The sequence below is a fragment of the Rhodopseudomonas parapalustris genome (assembly GCF_053772255.1).
Genome location: NZ_JAMKBZ010000021.1, coordinates 15,909 through 30,301, shown reverse-complemented (window position 1 = coordinate 30,301; position 14,393 = coordinate 15,909). Strand labels below are relative to the sequence as shown.

Annotated in this window: 14 protein-coding genes and 1 pseudogene; 14 read left to right on the top strand and 1 reads right to left on the bottom strand. The window is 64.9% G+C overall.

Features of this window, described 5'->3' with window-relative positions; translation table 11 throughout:
• Nucleotides 1–8 precede the first annotated feature (8 nt).
• The 12 genes and pseudogenes from M9H71_RS17690 to M9H71_RS17635 all read left to right on the top strand — a co-directional run bounded on the left by M9H71_RS17690 (nt 9) and on the right by M9H71_RS17635 (nt 10,542).
• Nucleotides 9–575, top strand: coding sequence for a NifU family protein (locus tag M9H71_RS17690; protein WP_455406261.1), 567 nt, complete (start codon nt 9–11; stop codon nt 573–575).
• A gap of 133 nt (nt 576–708) precedes the next feature.
• Entirely contained in the window at nt 709–1,404 is a 696-nt protein-coding gene (gene tsaB, locus M9H71_RS17685) for a tRNA (adenosine(37)-N6)-threonylcarbamoyltransferase complex dimerization subunit type 1 TsaB (RefSeq protein WP_455406260.1), read from the top strand.
• A gap of 22 nt (nt 1,405–1,426) precedes the next feature.
• Entirely contained in the window at nt 1,427–1,912 is a 486-nt protein-coding gene (rimI, locus tag M9H71_RS17680; RefSeq protein WP_455406259.1) for a ribosomal protein S18-alanine N-acetyltransferase, read from the top strand.
• A gap of 61 nt (nt 1,913–1,973) precedes the next feature.
• The gene (locus M9H71_RS17675) at nt 1,974–2,405 is read left to right on the top strand and encodes a Fur family transcriptional regulator (protein ID WP_164603632.1); all 432 of its coding nucleotides are present in this window, start codon (nt 1,974–1,976) and stop codon (nt 2,403–2,405) included.
• An 87-nt stretch (nt 2,406–2,492) separates the two neighbouring features.
• A pseudogene (locus M9H71_RS17670) lies at nt 2,493–3,151 on the top strand (HAD family hydrolase).
• A gap of 119 nt (nt 3,152–3,270) precedes the next feature.
• A complete protein-coding gene (miaB, locus tag M9H71_RS17665; RefSeq protein WP_455406258.1) occupies nt 3,271–4,662 on the top strand; it encodes a tRNA (N6-isopentenyl adenosine(37)-C2)-methylthiotransferase MiaB in 1,392 nt (463 codons plus the stop codon).
• Between the two features lie 6 nt (nt 4,663–4,668).
• Nucleotides 4,669–5,724: a PhoH family protein gene (locus M9H71_RS17660; protein ID WP_455406257.1), complete on the top strand. Its 1,056-nt coding sequence runs from the start codon at nt 4,669–4,671 to the stop codon at nt 5,722–5,724.
• Nucleotides 5,725–5,792: 68 nt separating this feature from the next.
• The gene (gene ybeY / locus M9H71_RS17655) at nt 5,793–6,296 is read left to right on the top strand and encodes an rRNA maturation RNase YbeY (protein ID WP_455406256.1); all 504 of its coding nucleotides are present in this window, start codon (nt 5,793–5,795) and stop codon (nt 6,294–6,296) included.
• A gap of 1 nt (nt 6,297) precedes the next feature.
• The gene (locus M9H71_RS17650; protein ID WP_455406255.1) at nt 6,298–7,419 is read left to right on the top strand and encodes a hemolysin family protein; all 1,122 of its coding nucleotides are present in this window, start codon (nt 6,298–6,300) and stop codon (nt 7,417–7,419) included.
• Nucleotides 7,416–9,026, top strand: a complete 1,611-nt coding sequence (gene lnt / locus M9H71_RS17645; protein ID WP_455406254.1) for an apolipoprotein N-acyltransferase — start codon at nt 7,416–7,418, stop codon at nt 9,024–9,026. Before M9H71_RS17650 ends, lnt begins: the two co-directional genes overlap by 4 nt.
• Nucleotides 9,027–9,226: 200 nt before the next feature.
• A complete protein-coding gene (locus tag M9H71_RS17640) occupies nt 9,227–9,646 on the top strand; it encodes a helix-turn-helix domain-containing protein (RefSeq protein WP_110787152.1) in 420 nt (139 codons plus the stop codon).
• 128 nt (nt 9,647–9,774) lie between these two features.
• A complete protein-coding gene (locus tag M9H71_RS17635) occupies nt 9,775–10,542 on the top strand; it encodes a tRNA (guanine(46)-N(7))-methyltransferase TrmB (RefSeq protein ID WP_455406253.1) in 768 nt (255 codons plus the stop codon).
• Between the two features lie 31 nt (nt 10,543–10,573).
• Here the strand turns inward: M9H71_RS17635 and M9H71_RS17630 are convergent, their stop codons facing one another.
• Entirely contained in the window at nt 10,574–11,659 is a 1,086-nt protein-coding gene (locus M9H71_RS17630; RefSeq protein ID WP_455406252.1) for a DUF2336 domain-containing protein, read from the bottom strand.
• 328 nt (nt 11,660–11,987) lie between these two features.
• Between M9H71_RS17630 and rimP the strand changes: the two genes are divergently transcribed.
• Both rimP and nusA read left to right on the top strand, forming a co-directional pair.
• On the top strand, nt 11,988–12,767 hold the full coding sequence (rimP, locus tag M9H71_RS17625; protein WP_455406251.1) for a ribosome maturation factor RimP: 780 nt from the start codon (nt 11,988–11,990) through the stop codon (nt 12,765–12,767).
• Between the two features lie 2 nt (nt 12,768–12,769).
• Nucleotides 12,770–14,383, top strand: coding sequence for a transcription termination factor NusA (gene nusA / locus M9H71_RS17620; protein WP_455406250.1), 1,614 nt, complete (start codon nt 12,770–12,772; stop codon nt 14,381–14,383).
• The last annotated feature ends 10 nt before the right edge of the window (nt 14,384–14,393 follow it).

Here is a 14,393-nt window from a genome sequence, read left to right as displayed (position 1 = left end):
GACATTCGATGTTCATTCAGACCGAACCGACCCCCAATCCGGCCACGTTGAAGTTCATTCCCGGCCGGAGCGTGCTCGACAGCGGAACGCTGGAATTCACCGATGCGGCCCAGGCGGCGCGTTCGCCCCTCGCGGCGCGGCTGTTCGACATCGACGGCGTCAGCGGCGTGTTCTACGGCACCGACTTCGTGACCGTCACCAAGGACAAAGGCGAGTGGCAACATCTCAAGCCGGCAATCCTCGGCGCCATCATGGAGCACTTCATGTCGGGCGCGCCGATCCTGGCGGACGGCCAGTCGGACGGTGAGGATGGCGACGACGACGAGTTCTACGCCGATGATGACGCCGAGACGGTCGAGATCATCAAGGATCTAATCGAAACGCGGGTCCGTCCGGCCGTCGCCAACGACGGCGGCGACATCACCTTCCGCGGCTTCAAGGACGGCATCGTCTATCTGAACATGCGCGGCGCCTGCGCCGGCTGCCCGTCTTCGACCGCGACGTTGCAGCACGGCATCCAGAATCTGCTCAAGCACTTCGTGCCCGAAGTGGTCGAGGTACGCCCGGTGACCTGACGGGCGACTGCTGCAGCAACAGGCAGGCACGCCAAACAGGCATGGTGCAGCGCGCCATGCCTCACGTCCCAATAATTGTCGATCGATCCGGCAGGACATGACGCAACTGTCGCATTGCTGATATGTTAGCCGGATGCTGATCCTCGCCATCGACACCGCTCTCGACGCCTGCGCAGCCGCGGTGCTGGACACCGAAGCCAATCGACTGCTCGCCGGCGAATCGCAGGCGATGAAGCGCGGCCATGCCGAGGCGCTGATGCCGCTGCTCGGCCGGGTGATGAACGCGTCCGGGATCGGTTTCCTCGATATCGACCGCATCGCAGTGACCACCGGACCTGGTAGTTTCACGGGGCTCCGGGTCGGCCTGTCGGCTGCGCGCGGCATTGCGCTCGCCGCAGCCAAGCCGGTCGTCGGACTGACGACGCTGTCGGCTTTCGCGGCGCCGCTCGTGAGCGAGACCGACGACACCCCGATTCTGTCGGTGATCGACGCCCGTCACGACCACGTCTACTACCAGCTCGTCGCCGGCAACGGCACGATGATCGTGCGCCCGCGGGTCGCGCCGATTGCCGAAGCGCTGGAAGCTGCGCGTTACGGCGCGCCGCGCGTGGTCGGCAATGCGGCGGAGCTCCTGGCAGATCGATGGCCGGCGCTGACCCCGCCTCCGCTCGCGGTCGATCAGCGCCCCGCTCCCGATATCGGTTGGCTCGCCTGGCTCGGCGCAGCCGCAACGCCGGAATCCGCACCCGCCAAGCCGTTCTATCTGCGTCCGCCCGACGCCACCCCCAAGATTGATCCGATCGCTCAATCGGCGCAGCCCGCCGCATGACGCGCCGCGAAGTGTGCCATCGATGATGACTTGGCTGGCCGAGTTCTGGGGTTACGCCGACGCAGTGGTCGAAACGGCGACGCTGCGCGACGCGCCGAAGCTCGCTGAACTGCACTCCGCGTCGTTTCATCGCGGCTGGGACGAGCAGGAATTCGCCGACCTTTTGAGCGAGCGCAATACGCTGGTGCACCGCCTGCGGGTCGGGCGGCGAATCATCGGCTTCGTCGCCTCACGAATCGGCGCGGACGAAGCCGAGATCCTGTCGATCGCCATCACAGCGTCATATCGCGGTCGCGGTCTGTCTCGCGAAATGCTGCTCACTCACCTCGGTCACCTGGCCGGCCGCGGCGTCGCCACGGTGTTTCTCGAAGTAGAGGAGAATAATCAGCCGGCGCGCCGACTCTACGATCGTACCGGCTTTCAGGTGGTCGGGCGGCGCGAGCGCTATTACCGGCAGCCCAATGGGGAGCAATTGAACGCATTGATAATGCGTCGCGACTTGTCCTGACCGCTGCGCGGTGGCAGAACACTGTCTAAGATATCATTCACAATCACATGCGTTGACGCCGATGTCCGAACCCAAGGCAACCGAAATCGAAGCGCGCTGTGCCGCCACCGGCATGCGCATGACGGAGCAGCGCCGCGTCATCGCACGCGTCCTCGCGGAGTCGCAGGATCATCCCGACGTCGAGGAACTCTATACCCGCTGCGTCGCGATCGATGACAAGATCTCGATCTCCACGGTGTACCGAACGGTGAAGCTGTTCGAGGATGCTGGCATCATCGAACGTCACGATTTTCGTGAAGGACGTGCGCGCTACGAACAGATGCGCGACAGCCATCACGACCATCTGATCAACCTGCGCGACGGCAAGGTGATCGAGTTCACCAACGAAGAGATCGAGAAGCTGCAGGCCGAGATCGCACGCAAACTCGGCTACAAGCTGGTCGATCACCGGCTCGAACTGTATTGCGTGCCGCTGGAAGACGACAAATCCTGAGCCCGCAGCGCATTTCCTTCGCTGCCGATCCGCCGCGAGCTGCGCAGCTCGCGGCGTTGTTAGTTTAGCTTGCGGCAGGTCCCACGCGTGTCTTTCGACCTCGTCATCTTCGACTGCGACGGCGTGCTGGTCGACAGCGAGGTGATTTCCTGCCGGGTCCACGCCGAGACACTGACGCGCTACGGCTATCCGATCGCCACCGAACAGGTTGCAGCCCGGTTTCTCGGCCGTTCGGGACGCGAGGCGCGGCGCGAGATCGAGGCCGAGATCGGCCGCCGCTTCGCCGACGACCTCGAAACGCATCTGCTCGACGAACTGCTCCGTGCCTTCACTGAGACGTTGCAGCCGATCCCCTACGTGACCGAGGCGCTCGACGCACTGACATTGCCGTTCTGCGTCGCTTCGAGCGGCACCTTGGATCGGATTCGGGTGGCGCTGACGCAGGCGGGCCTGCATGCGCGGTTCGCGCCGCATCTGTTCTCGGCCGAGCAGGTGGTGCACGGCAAGCCGGCGCCGGACCTGTTTCTGTACGCAGCGGCACAAATGGGGCCGCCGCGGAGCGCTGTGTGGTGATCGAGGACAGCGTGCCGGGCGTATTGGGCGCGAAAGCGGCCGGAATGACCGTGCTCGGCTTTGGCGGCGGCAGCCATTGCACCGGCGCCACGGCCGCGGCGCTGCTCTCCGCAGGAGCCGATCGCAGCTTTGCCGATATGCGCCAACTCACGAAGATCATTGACGAAATTTAGCCACGCGGGACGCCGCCAGCGGCAAATCGGCGGTCGCGGCTGGATTTCGCCCGGTTTCAGCTATAAGTGACGGCAACGCGCTGGAAAACGCGCGTTTTTGTTCCGGGCCCCCACACGCAATGTCTCCGCCGCGTAAGCTGCACATCAAGTCATACGGCTGTCAGATGAATGTCTACGATGCCCAGCGCATGGTGGACGCATTGGCACCGGAAGGCTTCGTCGAGACCGCGAACGTGGATGACGCCGATCTGGTGATCCTCAACACTTGCCACATCCGCGAGAAGGCGTCCGAGAAGGTCTATTCCGAGCTCGGCCGGCTGCGGGTCGCGCGCGACGAGGCCGCCAGCCATGGCCGGCGGATGCAGATCGCGGTCGCCGGATGCGTGGCGCAGGCCGAGGGCGAGGAAATCATCCGCCGCGCACCGGTCGTCGACGTCGTGGTCGGACCGCAGAGCTATCACAACCTGCCGCAATTACTGGCGCGGGCGGACCGCGACGGCCGAGCCCTGGAAACCGAGTTCCCGATCGACGACAAATTCGGCGTGTTGCCGCAGCCGGCGCCGGATGCGATCCGCGCCCGCGGGATCTCCGCGTTCGTGACGGTCCAGGAAGGCTGCGACAAATTCTGCACCTTCTGCGTGGTGCCCTATACCCGCGGCGCCGAGATGTCGCGCCCGGTCGCGGCGATCGTCGAGGACGTCAAGCGGCTTGCCGAGAATGGGGTCCGCGAGGTCACGCTGATCGGTCAGAACGTCAATGCCTATCACGGCGAGGGACCGGACGGCCGCGCCTGGCAGCTCGGCCGCCTGGTGCGACGGCTGGCCGAGATCCCCGGTATCGTTCGGCTGCGTTATTCCACCAGCCATCCGAACGATGTCGACGACGATCTCTTGGCCGCGCACCGCGATCTGCCGGCGCTGATGCCGTTCGTACATCTGCCGGTGCAATCGGGCTCGGACCGGATCCTGGCGGCGATGAATCGCAAGCACACCGCCGACGATTATCGCCGGGTGATCGACCGGTTCCGCAGCGCCGCGGATGGAATCGCGTTCTCCTCGGACTTCATCGTCGGCTTCCCCGGTGAAAGCGAACGCGACTTCTCCGCAACCCTCGCGCTTGTCGCACAAATCGGCTACGCTGGGGCGTATTCGTTCAAATACTCGCCGCGACCCGGCACGCCCGCGGCGGAGATGGCGGAGATGGTGCCTGCAGCGGTCATGGACGAGCGGTTGGAGCGGCTCCAGCAATTGATCGACCAGCAGCAATCGGCCTTCAACCAGGCTGCGATCGGGCGGACCGTCGAGGTTCTGTTCGAGCGCGCCGGCCGCAAGCCGGGCCAGATCGTCGGCCGCACCACTTATCTGCAGCCGGCCCATGTGATGGCGCCGGACAGCATCATCGGACAGGTGCTACCCGTCCGCGTCGACAGCCTCGAACGCTACAGCCTGCTCGGCGAACTCGTATCGGCAACTGCCCGGCCGGCCGATGCGATGGCCCCCACTGGAGCCTGAGCCCCCTTGGTCAAAAGCGCACCGGAATCGTCTTCGTTCGTTTCCCGCCGCAAACCAGATCGCGACAGTTTGAACCCGCCCGAAACCCAGGTCGTAATCGATTTCGACGACAACCGCGCCGCCTCCTCCCTGGTCGGCCCCTACGGTCAGAACCTCGCTCAGATCGAGCGCAGGCTCAACGTGGTGGTGGACTCACGCGGCAACAACATCACCATCGGCGGCTCGCGGGAGGGCTGCGACGCGGCCAGGCGCGTGCTCGAAACGCTCTATGCGCAGGCGATGTCGGGGCACGACCTGGTCCAGGGCGACGTCGAAGGTGCAATCCGCGCCGTGATCGCGCAAGGTTCGTTGTTCGAGTTCGACACCAAGCAGCCGTCCGCGGCCGCGTTCGAAGCGATCAATTTGCGCAAGCGGCCGGTTCGCGCGCGCACTGCGGCGCAGGATTCCTACATCCGTGCGCTCAAGCGGCACGAGCTGGTGTTCGGCGTCGGCCCGGCCGGCACCGGCAAGACCTGGCTGGCGGTGGCGCATGCGGCGCAACTGTTCGAGCGCAAGGAAGTCGACCGCATCATCCTGTCCCGGCCAGCGGTCGAAGCCGGCGAACGGCTCGGCTTTCTGCCCGGCGACTTGCGCGAAAAGGTCGACCCTTACTTGCGACCGATCTACGACGCGCTGTACGACCTGATGGATGCGCGGATCGTCGAACGTGCCCTGCAATCCGGCGAGATCGAGATCGCACCGCTGGCGTTCATGCGCGGACGGACGCTGACCAACGCGGCGATTATTCTCGACGAAGCGCAGAATACCACGTCGATGCAGATGAAAATGTTTCTCACCAGGCTTGGTGAGAACAGCCGGATGATTATCACCGGCGATCCCAGTCAGGTCGACTTGCCGAACGGCCAGACCTCCGGCCTCTCCGAGGCCGTGCGGCTCTTGTCCGGGGTCGAGGGGATCGCACAGGTGCAATTCAGAGCTGAGGACGTGATCCGTCACGAATTGGTGGCGCGGATCGTCGCCGCCTATGAAGGATCGCCGCCGACGGCGAATGGTAAGTCGTGATGTCGCAGCCGCGCCCTGGGCGCCGACCCGATTGCAGCGCGATGCCCCCGGATATTAGCTTTGCTCCAATGACCCGCTCCAATCAGCCTTTCACCGAAGTCGTTATCGAAGCCGATTGCTGGCAGGCCGAAGCCGCCGCCGAAGCGATCGTGCTACGCGCCATCGAGACGGCCGCCGAAGTCATCGATGCAGACACCGGCGCCGCCGAACTGGCCGTGATGCTCACCGACGACGATCACATCCAGCAGCTCAACGCCTCGTTCCGCGGCAAGGACAAGCCGACCAACGTGCTGTCGTTTCCGGCCACGCAGCCGGACGTGCAGGGGGACGGCGCGCCGCGCGCGCTCGGCGACATCGCGATCGCGTACCAGACCGTCCGTCGCGAGGCCGACGACGAGGGTAAGCCGTTCGATCATCATCTCAGTCACCTCGCCGTGCACGGCTTCCTGCATCTCGTCGGCTACGATCACGAAACCGACCAGGAGGCCGACGAAATGGAAGACGCCGAGCGCGTCATTCTCGCCCGGCTCGGGATTCCGGATCCCTATGCCGGCCAGGATCGGGTGAACTGACATGCCCGACGGCGACAGAGCCCTGACGACGTCTCAGACGACACAGGAGGAGCCTCCGCCTGGCCAGTTACCTGCGGTGGTGCACCAAGGCGAAGTGCTGCAGCCGCCCGGCAGCAACTGGCTGATCCGTGCGATCCGTTCGCTGTTCGGCTGGAAGCCCGGCTCGGTGCGCGACGATCTGCAAGTCGTGCTCGACACCAGCTCGCCCGACGACGCCGGCTTCTCGACGCTCGAGCGCACGATGCTGCGCAACATCCTCGGGCTGCACGACCGCCGGATCGCCGACGTAATGGTCCACCGCGCCGACATCGTCGCGATCAAGCAGGACATTCAGGTCGGCGAACTGCTCAGCCTGTTTCAGGACGCGGCTCACTCGCGGCTCGTGGTCTACAACGAGACGCTCGACGATCCGGTCGGCATCGTTCACATCCGCGACTTGGTCGCGTTCATGACCGCCAAGGCCAAGGTGCCGCCGGCGACGGTCGCCAAGCGCAAGAAAGCATTGCCCGCCGGCCTCGACCTGCGCGCCATCGATCTGAAGATGCCGCTGACCGAAACCGGCATCATCCGCAAGCTGCTGTACGTGCCGCCGTCGATGCGGGCGATCGACCTGCTGGCGCAGATGCAGGCGGCACGCATCCATCTGGCGCTGGTGGTCGACGAATATGGCGGCACCGACGGGCTGGTATCGATCGAAGATATCGTCGAGCAGATCGTCGGCGAAATCGACGACGAGCACGACTCGACCGAGCCGCCCGCGATCGTTCGTCAGCCCGACGGATCGTTCATTGCAGACGCCAGGGCCAGCCTCGAAGACGTCCGCGCGATGATCGGCGATCAGTTCGTGACCGGCGAAGCGGGCGAGGACGTGGAAACGCTCGGCGGTTATCTCGTCAATCACGTCGGCCGGCTGCCGGTGCGCGGCGAAGTGATCGCCGGCCCCAGTAATTTCGAGTTCGAAGTTCTGGACGCCGATCCCCGACGGGTGAAACGACTCTGCATCGGCCCGCGCAAAGAGCGGCCGGCACCGCGCGCGCGCGACGGCCGACGCCGCGATGCCTCGACCGAGGGCACGACTCCCGCCTCGCTTCCACCGACCGGCGACGGGACCGGTTCGCCGTGACGCATCGTGGTGTGCTGAGCCGGATCGCCTCGGGCATCATCCTGGCGTGGGGTTGGAAGCGCGCCTTGATCGCGCTTCTCGCCGGCGCGGCGTCCTCGCTGGCGATGGCTCCGTTCAATGCCTGGCCGGTTCTCTTCATCACCTTCCCGATCGTGGTTTGGCTGATCGACGGCTCGGCGGCCGGAAAACGGCACGGCGTACCAGCCGCGGCGATGGCCGGCTGGTGGTTCGGCTTCGGCTATTTCGTCCCTGGCCTGTACTGGATCGGCTACGCGTTTCTAGTCGACGCCAACACCTTCGCCTGGCTGCTGCCGGTCGCCGTGTGCGGGTTGCCGGCCTATCTGGCGCTGTTCACGGCACTCGGCTTCGCACTGGCGCGACTGCTGTGGCGACCAGACAGTCTGCGCGTGCTGTCGCTCGCCGTCAGCTTGACGATCAGCGAGTGGCTGCGCGGCCATTTGCTCACCGGCTTCCCGTGGAACGCATTCGGCTACGCACTGACCGAACCGTTGGCGCTGGCGCAGAGTATCTCGCTGATCGGGATCTGGGGCCTGACGCTGCTGACGGTAGCGATCTTCGCGTCGCCGGCCGTACTGATCGACGGCGATACTCATGCGAAGCGGCGCTGGGCAGCGCCGATCATGGCGCTCGGCGTGCTCGCAGCAATGGCCGTGTATGGCGGCATTCGACTCAAATTGTCGCCGACCCAACTCGTCGACAATGTTCGGCTGCGGATCATGCAGCCCGACCTGCCGCAAGATGCGCGCTTCAATTATTCGGCCAAGGCCGACGTGATGCAGAAATATCTGTCGCTGTCGGACCGCTCGACCGGACCGAAGTCGACCGGCGTGCGCGACGTGTCTCTGCTGATATGGCCGGAGTCGGCGTTTCCGTTCTTTCTGTCGCGGGAACCGGACGCAATGGCGCAGATCGCCGATCTGCTGCCGAAGGGCACCATCCTGCTGACCGGGGCGGTCCGCCCACCCGAGTTACCGCCGGGGCGCAGGATTACCCGCGCGTACAATTCGATCTACGCGATCGATCACGACGGCAGCATCTTGTCAGTTTACGACAAGCTGCATCTGGTCCCATTCGGCGAGTTTCTGCCGTACCAGAATCTGATGGAGAGGATCGGCTTCGTCCAGCTCACCAAGGTGCAGGGCGGATTTTTATCCGGTGTCACGCGCCACAATCTCGAGCTGCCCAACGCACCGCCGGCGCTGCCGCTGATTTGTTACGAGGCGATCTTTCCTGACGAGATCAAGATCGACGGCGCGCGGCCGGGCTGGATCCTGAATCTCACAAACGACGGCTGGTTCGGGATTTCCAGCGGTCCGCACCAACATCTGCAGCAGGCGCGGATGCGCGCGATCGAGCAGGGTCTGCCATTGGTTCGCGCAGCGAACACGGGCGTTTCGGCGGTCATCGATCCGGTCGGGCGGATCGTCGCCAAGCTCGGGCTCGGGGTCGAAGGAGTGCTGGATTCGGGGCTCCCGGCCCCGGTCTCACCCACCGTCTATGCGCGGGTCGGCGAACTTCCTGCGGCCGTACTGGTTGCGTTAGTGATGATGCTTGTACTATTACGAAAGCGCCAGTCGGGTTCGTGATAATACGCGCTCGATGACGCAACCAGAGATTAAGTTCGAGAAAATTCGCACTTGTGTAGCCCGCGAGTTTTGCTCGGCGTAAATTAACGCCGAATCCCCATCGGATTCCAAAGACATTTGACGACTCCAATATTTGAGGCGTATTCCAACCCGCATACGCTAACTGTTGGCGTGTGCACTGTGCCTGAGGAGTAAGTGAGATGTCGACTAAAGCGCCCAATCCTGTTGACAAATACGTCGGCAGCCGTGTGCGCATGCGACGCATCATGCTGGGCATGAGTCAGGAAAAGCTCGGCGAAGCGCTGGGTCTGACGTTTCAGCAAGTGCAGAAATACGAGAAGGGGACCAACCGCGTCGGCGCCAGCCGTATTCAGCAGATCGCTGAAGTCCTGCAGGTCCCGGTGTCCTTCTTGTTCGAAGGCGGCCCGAGCGGCGGCCTCGCCAACGGCAACGGCTTCAGTGAGGCGCCGTCGCCTTCATACGTATCGGACTTCCTCGCGACTTCCGAAGGTCTGGCGCTCACCCGCGCTTTCACCAAGATCACCGATGCAAAGCTTCGTCGCAGCATCGTCGATCTCGTTGAACGGATCGCCGCGCGCGAAGTGGACGAGACGAACTGATCGATCGACCTGCAGTAGCGCCGGCCTCCGCTGTGATATAAGCGGGGCCGGTTTTTCGTTGTCGGTCGAACAGGCGGCGGCTCTGCGTGCAGAGCGGCCCACTGTAGAAGTGCGAGTGCGGCTGCTTGATGTTCAATATTGATCACCCAAACTCGACACCTGACACTGAAGATCACATCGACGATCACACTGACGATCACGACGGCGACATCGTCATGCACGGCCAAGGATCTTTCTTCGGCCGCCGCAAGGGCCACAAGCTGCGCGCCCATCAGGCTGATCTGATCGAGAATCTGCTGCCGCATCTGTCGCTGCGGATCGATCAACCCGCGCCCGAGCCGCTCACGACCCTGTTCGATCCGCCGGTCGAGCATGTGCGCCTCGAGATCGGATTCGGCGGCGGTGAACATCTGATCGCCGAAGCCCTGGCCCATCCGGACACGGGGTTCATCGGCGCGGAGCCTTATGTCAACGGCATGGCCAAGATCCTGGCGCGGATCGAGGCCGACAACATCCGCAACATCCGCCTGTTCGCGGGCGATGCCTCCGAGCTGCTGGCCTGGGTGCCGGCCGGCTCGCTGGCACGGGTCGATCTGATCCATCCCGACCCGTGGCCGAAGCGGCGTCACTGGAAGCGCCGCTTCGTACAGGACGCCACCGTCACGGCGATGGCGCGAGCGCTGGTGCCGCACGGCGAATTCCGCTTCGTCAGCGACATCGACGGCTACAACGCGTGGACGCTGGCGCATCTGCTGCGCGCGCCGAGTTTCGACTGGCTCGCCGAGCGTGCCGACGATTGGCGCAAGCCGTGGCCGAACTACACGATGACTCGCTACGGCCGCAAAGCCGAACGCGAGGGTCGGCGCGCCAACTATCTGCGTTTTGAACGTCTCTAATTTCTGAGCTGGCGATTAGTTGGCGAGCGGATCAGGCGTCGGCCTGCCGCATCCTCCAGAATCCGAGTACGCGCTGCGCTGTCGCCGACGTCAGCCGCTCGAAATTGTGCTGCGCTTCTTCGACGTCGGGGCACGCCACCGAGCGATCCGGTCCGAGCCGCAGCCTGATCAGCGCCCGCACCGTCGCCCATCCGAACCCGAGCGCCTTGCCGAGGATCAGCACCGGATCGTGCCGTTCGCCGGACATCATCTGATCGAGGGTCGAGATCCGCGTGCCGGTCATCGCCGACAGAGCCGCAACCGTCTCCTCGTATTGATGCGCTTGAGCGAAGCCGAGCACCGTGGCTTCGTTGAGTTCGCCCTTGTTGTGCAGACCCACCACCGAACGCTGCGCGGCCTCGAAATCACGCTGCACAGTCGGCTGCCGGGACTCGCCCGCCAGTTCGCGCATCGCGCGGTTGATGGCGATCCGGGCACTCGGCCGCGCGCTTTCGAACAGGCGGCGGCGCACCAGATCGGTCGAGCATGCCAGCAGATCCTTCAGCCGCGGCGGCGACAGATCATCCCGCGTGCCGACCGCGATCGCCAGCACGCCGTCCTCCGCGGCGCGGCGGATCAGGCCGTTGAACCCGGTTGCGGAGAATTCTGCGCCGGCATTGCCGGCGACTTTCCGCACCACGTCGCGGTCGCCGCGGCGCACGATCACGTCGGTGACCGGCGGCGAAATGCTCGCCCGCTCTGAGATCGCCAGAAGATGCGTCTGGCCGCGCTGCTTGGCGAGTTCGACCAGGGTCGGATCGTCGAGCATCACCGAGCGTCGCAGCAGAGGCCCGGCGATCCCGATGTCTTCGTCGTGCACGAGCTGCCGAACCAGCTCCGGCGGCGCGTTGGAAATTTCCGAAAACCGGCGCGCCAGCTCGCTGCGGACCTCGACGTCGATCTCCGGGACCAGCGTCAGCAGAATTCCGTCGAACAGCGCGACATGGGTGGGCTGGAAACTTTCGGCATCCCGAATGTACAGGTCCGCAATGCGGCGCACGGCGTCCGCACGCCGCACAGGATCGCCCTGCCTGACGATGTCATCGAGTTCAGGAAGAAGGGAGTTGGCAGCAGACATCCATCGTTCTCGCGGGCGGCCCGCACCGGTACGGCCGGAACCTAGAGGCCTGGCGTGAACGAAGGGTTGAACCGCCCGGTCGCATTTGTTCCAGCCGCGCGCCGGCCGCGCCCTTTCCGGAAGCTCTTGTCGCTGAGGCAGAAAAGCGCTATATTGGCGTCACTTCGAAATTCTCATACGATCCGTATCGAGAGTGGGCCCCTCGGGACCCGCTCTTTTTTATTACCTGGATCGTCGGACGTGGACCGGAGCGCCCTTGGGCGCGAGGCCTCATTCACCAGCTTGATACCGCTTATCGACGAGACACTGTAACGCTTTGACCCAGGACATGACCGAGCCGACGCCTGCCGCTCCGGAAACCGACGCTTTGGCCGAGCCACGCCTGGTGATCGAGCCGGGCGTCGCGGCACGGTTCGGCGCAGTCGCCGAGCCGGTCTTGGTGGCAATGGGGTACCGCCTCGTCCGGATCAAAGTGTCGGGCGAAGCCGGCTGTACGGTGCAGATCATGGCCGAGCGGCCGGACGGCACCATGCTGATCGACGACTGCGAGGCGGTCTCGCGGGCGCTGTCGCCGGTCCTCGACGTCGCCGACCCGATCGATCGCGCCTACCGGCTCGAGATTTCCTCGCCGGGGATCGACCGCCCGCTGGTGCGCCGCTCCGATTTCGCCCGCTATGCCGGGCACTTGGTGAAGATCGAGATGGCGGTGCCGCACCAGGGCCGGAAGCGGTTCCGCGGCCTGCTCGACGGCGTCGAAGGCGACGCGGTTCGGATCCAGCGGGAGGAAGCTCCCAAGGGTGAAGATCCGCTGGTGCTGCTGCCGATGCACGATATCGGCGACGCCCGCCTGGTGCTGACCGACGAGCTGATCGCGGAATCGATGCGGCGCGGCAAGCAGGCGGAACGGGACCTCAAGCAGAGCCTCGGGCTCGCGCCGGAGCCGCCGCCACACGCCAAGCGAAGCGATCCGGCCAAAAGCCACGCGCCAAAGCGCGTCGCAAAGGCCGCCAAGCCTCCGGCCAAGCCGAAGCCGCAGAACACCAAGCAACACCGCCTCGCCGCCGAAAAAGCGCGGCGCGGCGAGACCGACACCTCTGAGGGAGACTGACCATGGCCGTCAGCGCCAATAGGCTGGAACTGCTGCAGATCGCCGATGCGGTGGCTCGCGAAAAAACCATCGACCGCGGCATCGTGATCGCGGCCATGGAAGACGCGATCGCCAAGGCGGCGCGCGCCCGCTATGGCTCCGAGACCGACGTCCACGCCGAGATCGACCCGAAGAAGGGCGAGCTGCGGCTGTCGCGGCACATGCTGGTGGTCGAGCAGGTCGAAAACCCCGCTAACCAGATCTCGCTGAAGGACGCGCAGCGCGCCAATCCCGGGGCGCAGATCGGCGACACCATCGCCGACACCCTGCCGCCGCTGGAATACGGCCGCATCGCCGCCCAGTCGGCCAAGCAGGTGATCGTGCAAAAAGTGCGCGAGGCCGAGCGCGACCGCCAATACGCCGAGTTCAAGGACCGCATCGGCGACATCGTCAACGGCGTCGTCAAGCGCGTCGAATATGGCAGCGTGATCGTCGATCTCGGCCGCGGCGAGGCCATTATCCGCCGCGACGAAATGCTGCCGCGCGAGTCGTTCCGCAACGGCGATCGGGTTCGCGCCTATGTGTTCGACGTCCGCCGTGAAACCCGCGGCCCGCAGATCTTCCTGTCGCGCACCCATCCGCAGTTCATGGCGAAGCTGTTCGCGCAGGAAGTGCCGGAAATCTACGACGGCATAGTCGAGATCAAGGCGGTTGCCCGCGATCCGGGTTCCCGCGCCAAGATCGGCGTGGTGTCGCGCGACTCGTCGGTCGACCCGGTCGGCGCCTGCGTCGGTATGCGCGGCTCGCGCGTCCAGGCGGTGGTGAACGAACTGCAGGGCGAGAAGATCGACATCATTCCGTGGTCGCCGGACATTGCCACTTTCGTGGTCAACGCACTGGCCCCGGCCGAGGTCTCCAAGGTCGTGATCGACGAGGATCGCGAGCGGATCGAGGTTGTGGTTCCAGACACCAATAACCAACTGTCTCTTGCAATCGGCCGTCGCGGCCAGAACGTGCGGCTCGCCTCGCAGCTCACCGGCTGGGACATCGACATCCTGACCGAGAGCGAGGAATCCGAGCGCCGCCAGGCCGATTTCGAAAAGACGACCCGGGCGTTCATGGATGCGCTGAACGTCGACGAAGTCGTCGGTCAGTTGCTCGCCTCGGAAGGCTTCACGTCGGTCGAAGAGCTTGCGCTGGTCGATTCCCGGGAGCTGGCCTCGATCGAGGGCTTCGACGAAGAAACCGCCGGCGAACTGCAGACCCGTGCGCAGGAATATCTCGATCGGGTCGAATCGGAGATCGAGGCACGGCGCCTGGAGCTCGGTGTCGAAGACGCCCTCAAGGACGTCCCCGGCGTCACCTCGAAGATGCTGGTGAAGTTCGGCGAGAACGACGTCAAGACCGTCGAGGATCTGGCCGGCTGCGCCACCGACGATCTGGTCGGTTGGACCGAGCGCAAAGACGGGGCCGAGCCGGTGAAGTATCCGGGCATTCTCGACGGCATGGAGCTGTCGCGCGAGGAGGCCGAACACCTGATCATGCAGGCCCGCGTCAAGGCCGGCTGGATCGACGAGTCGGAGCTCGCCTCGAACGACGAACCTGCGGACGAAGCGTCCGAAGCCGAGGCGGATTGACCGCCGATGG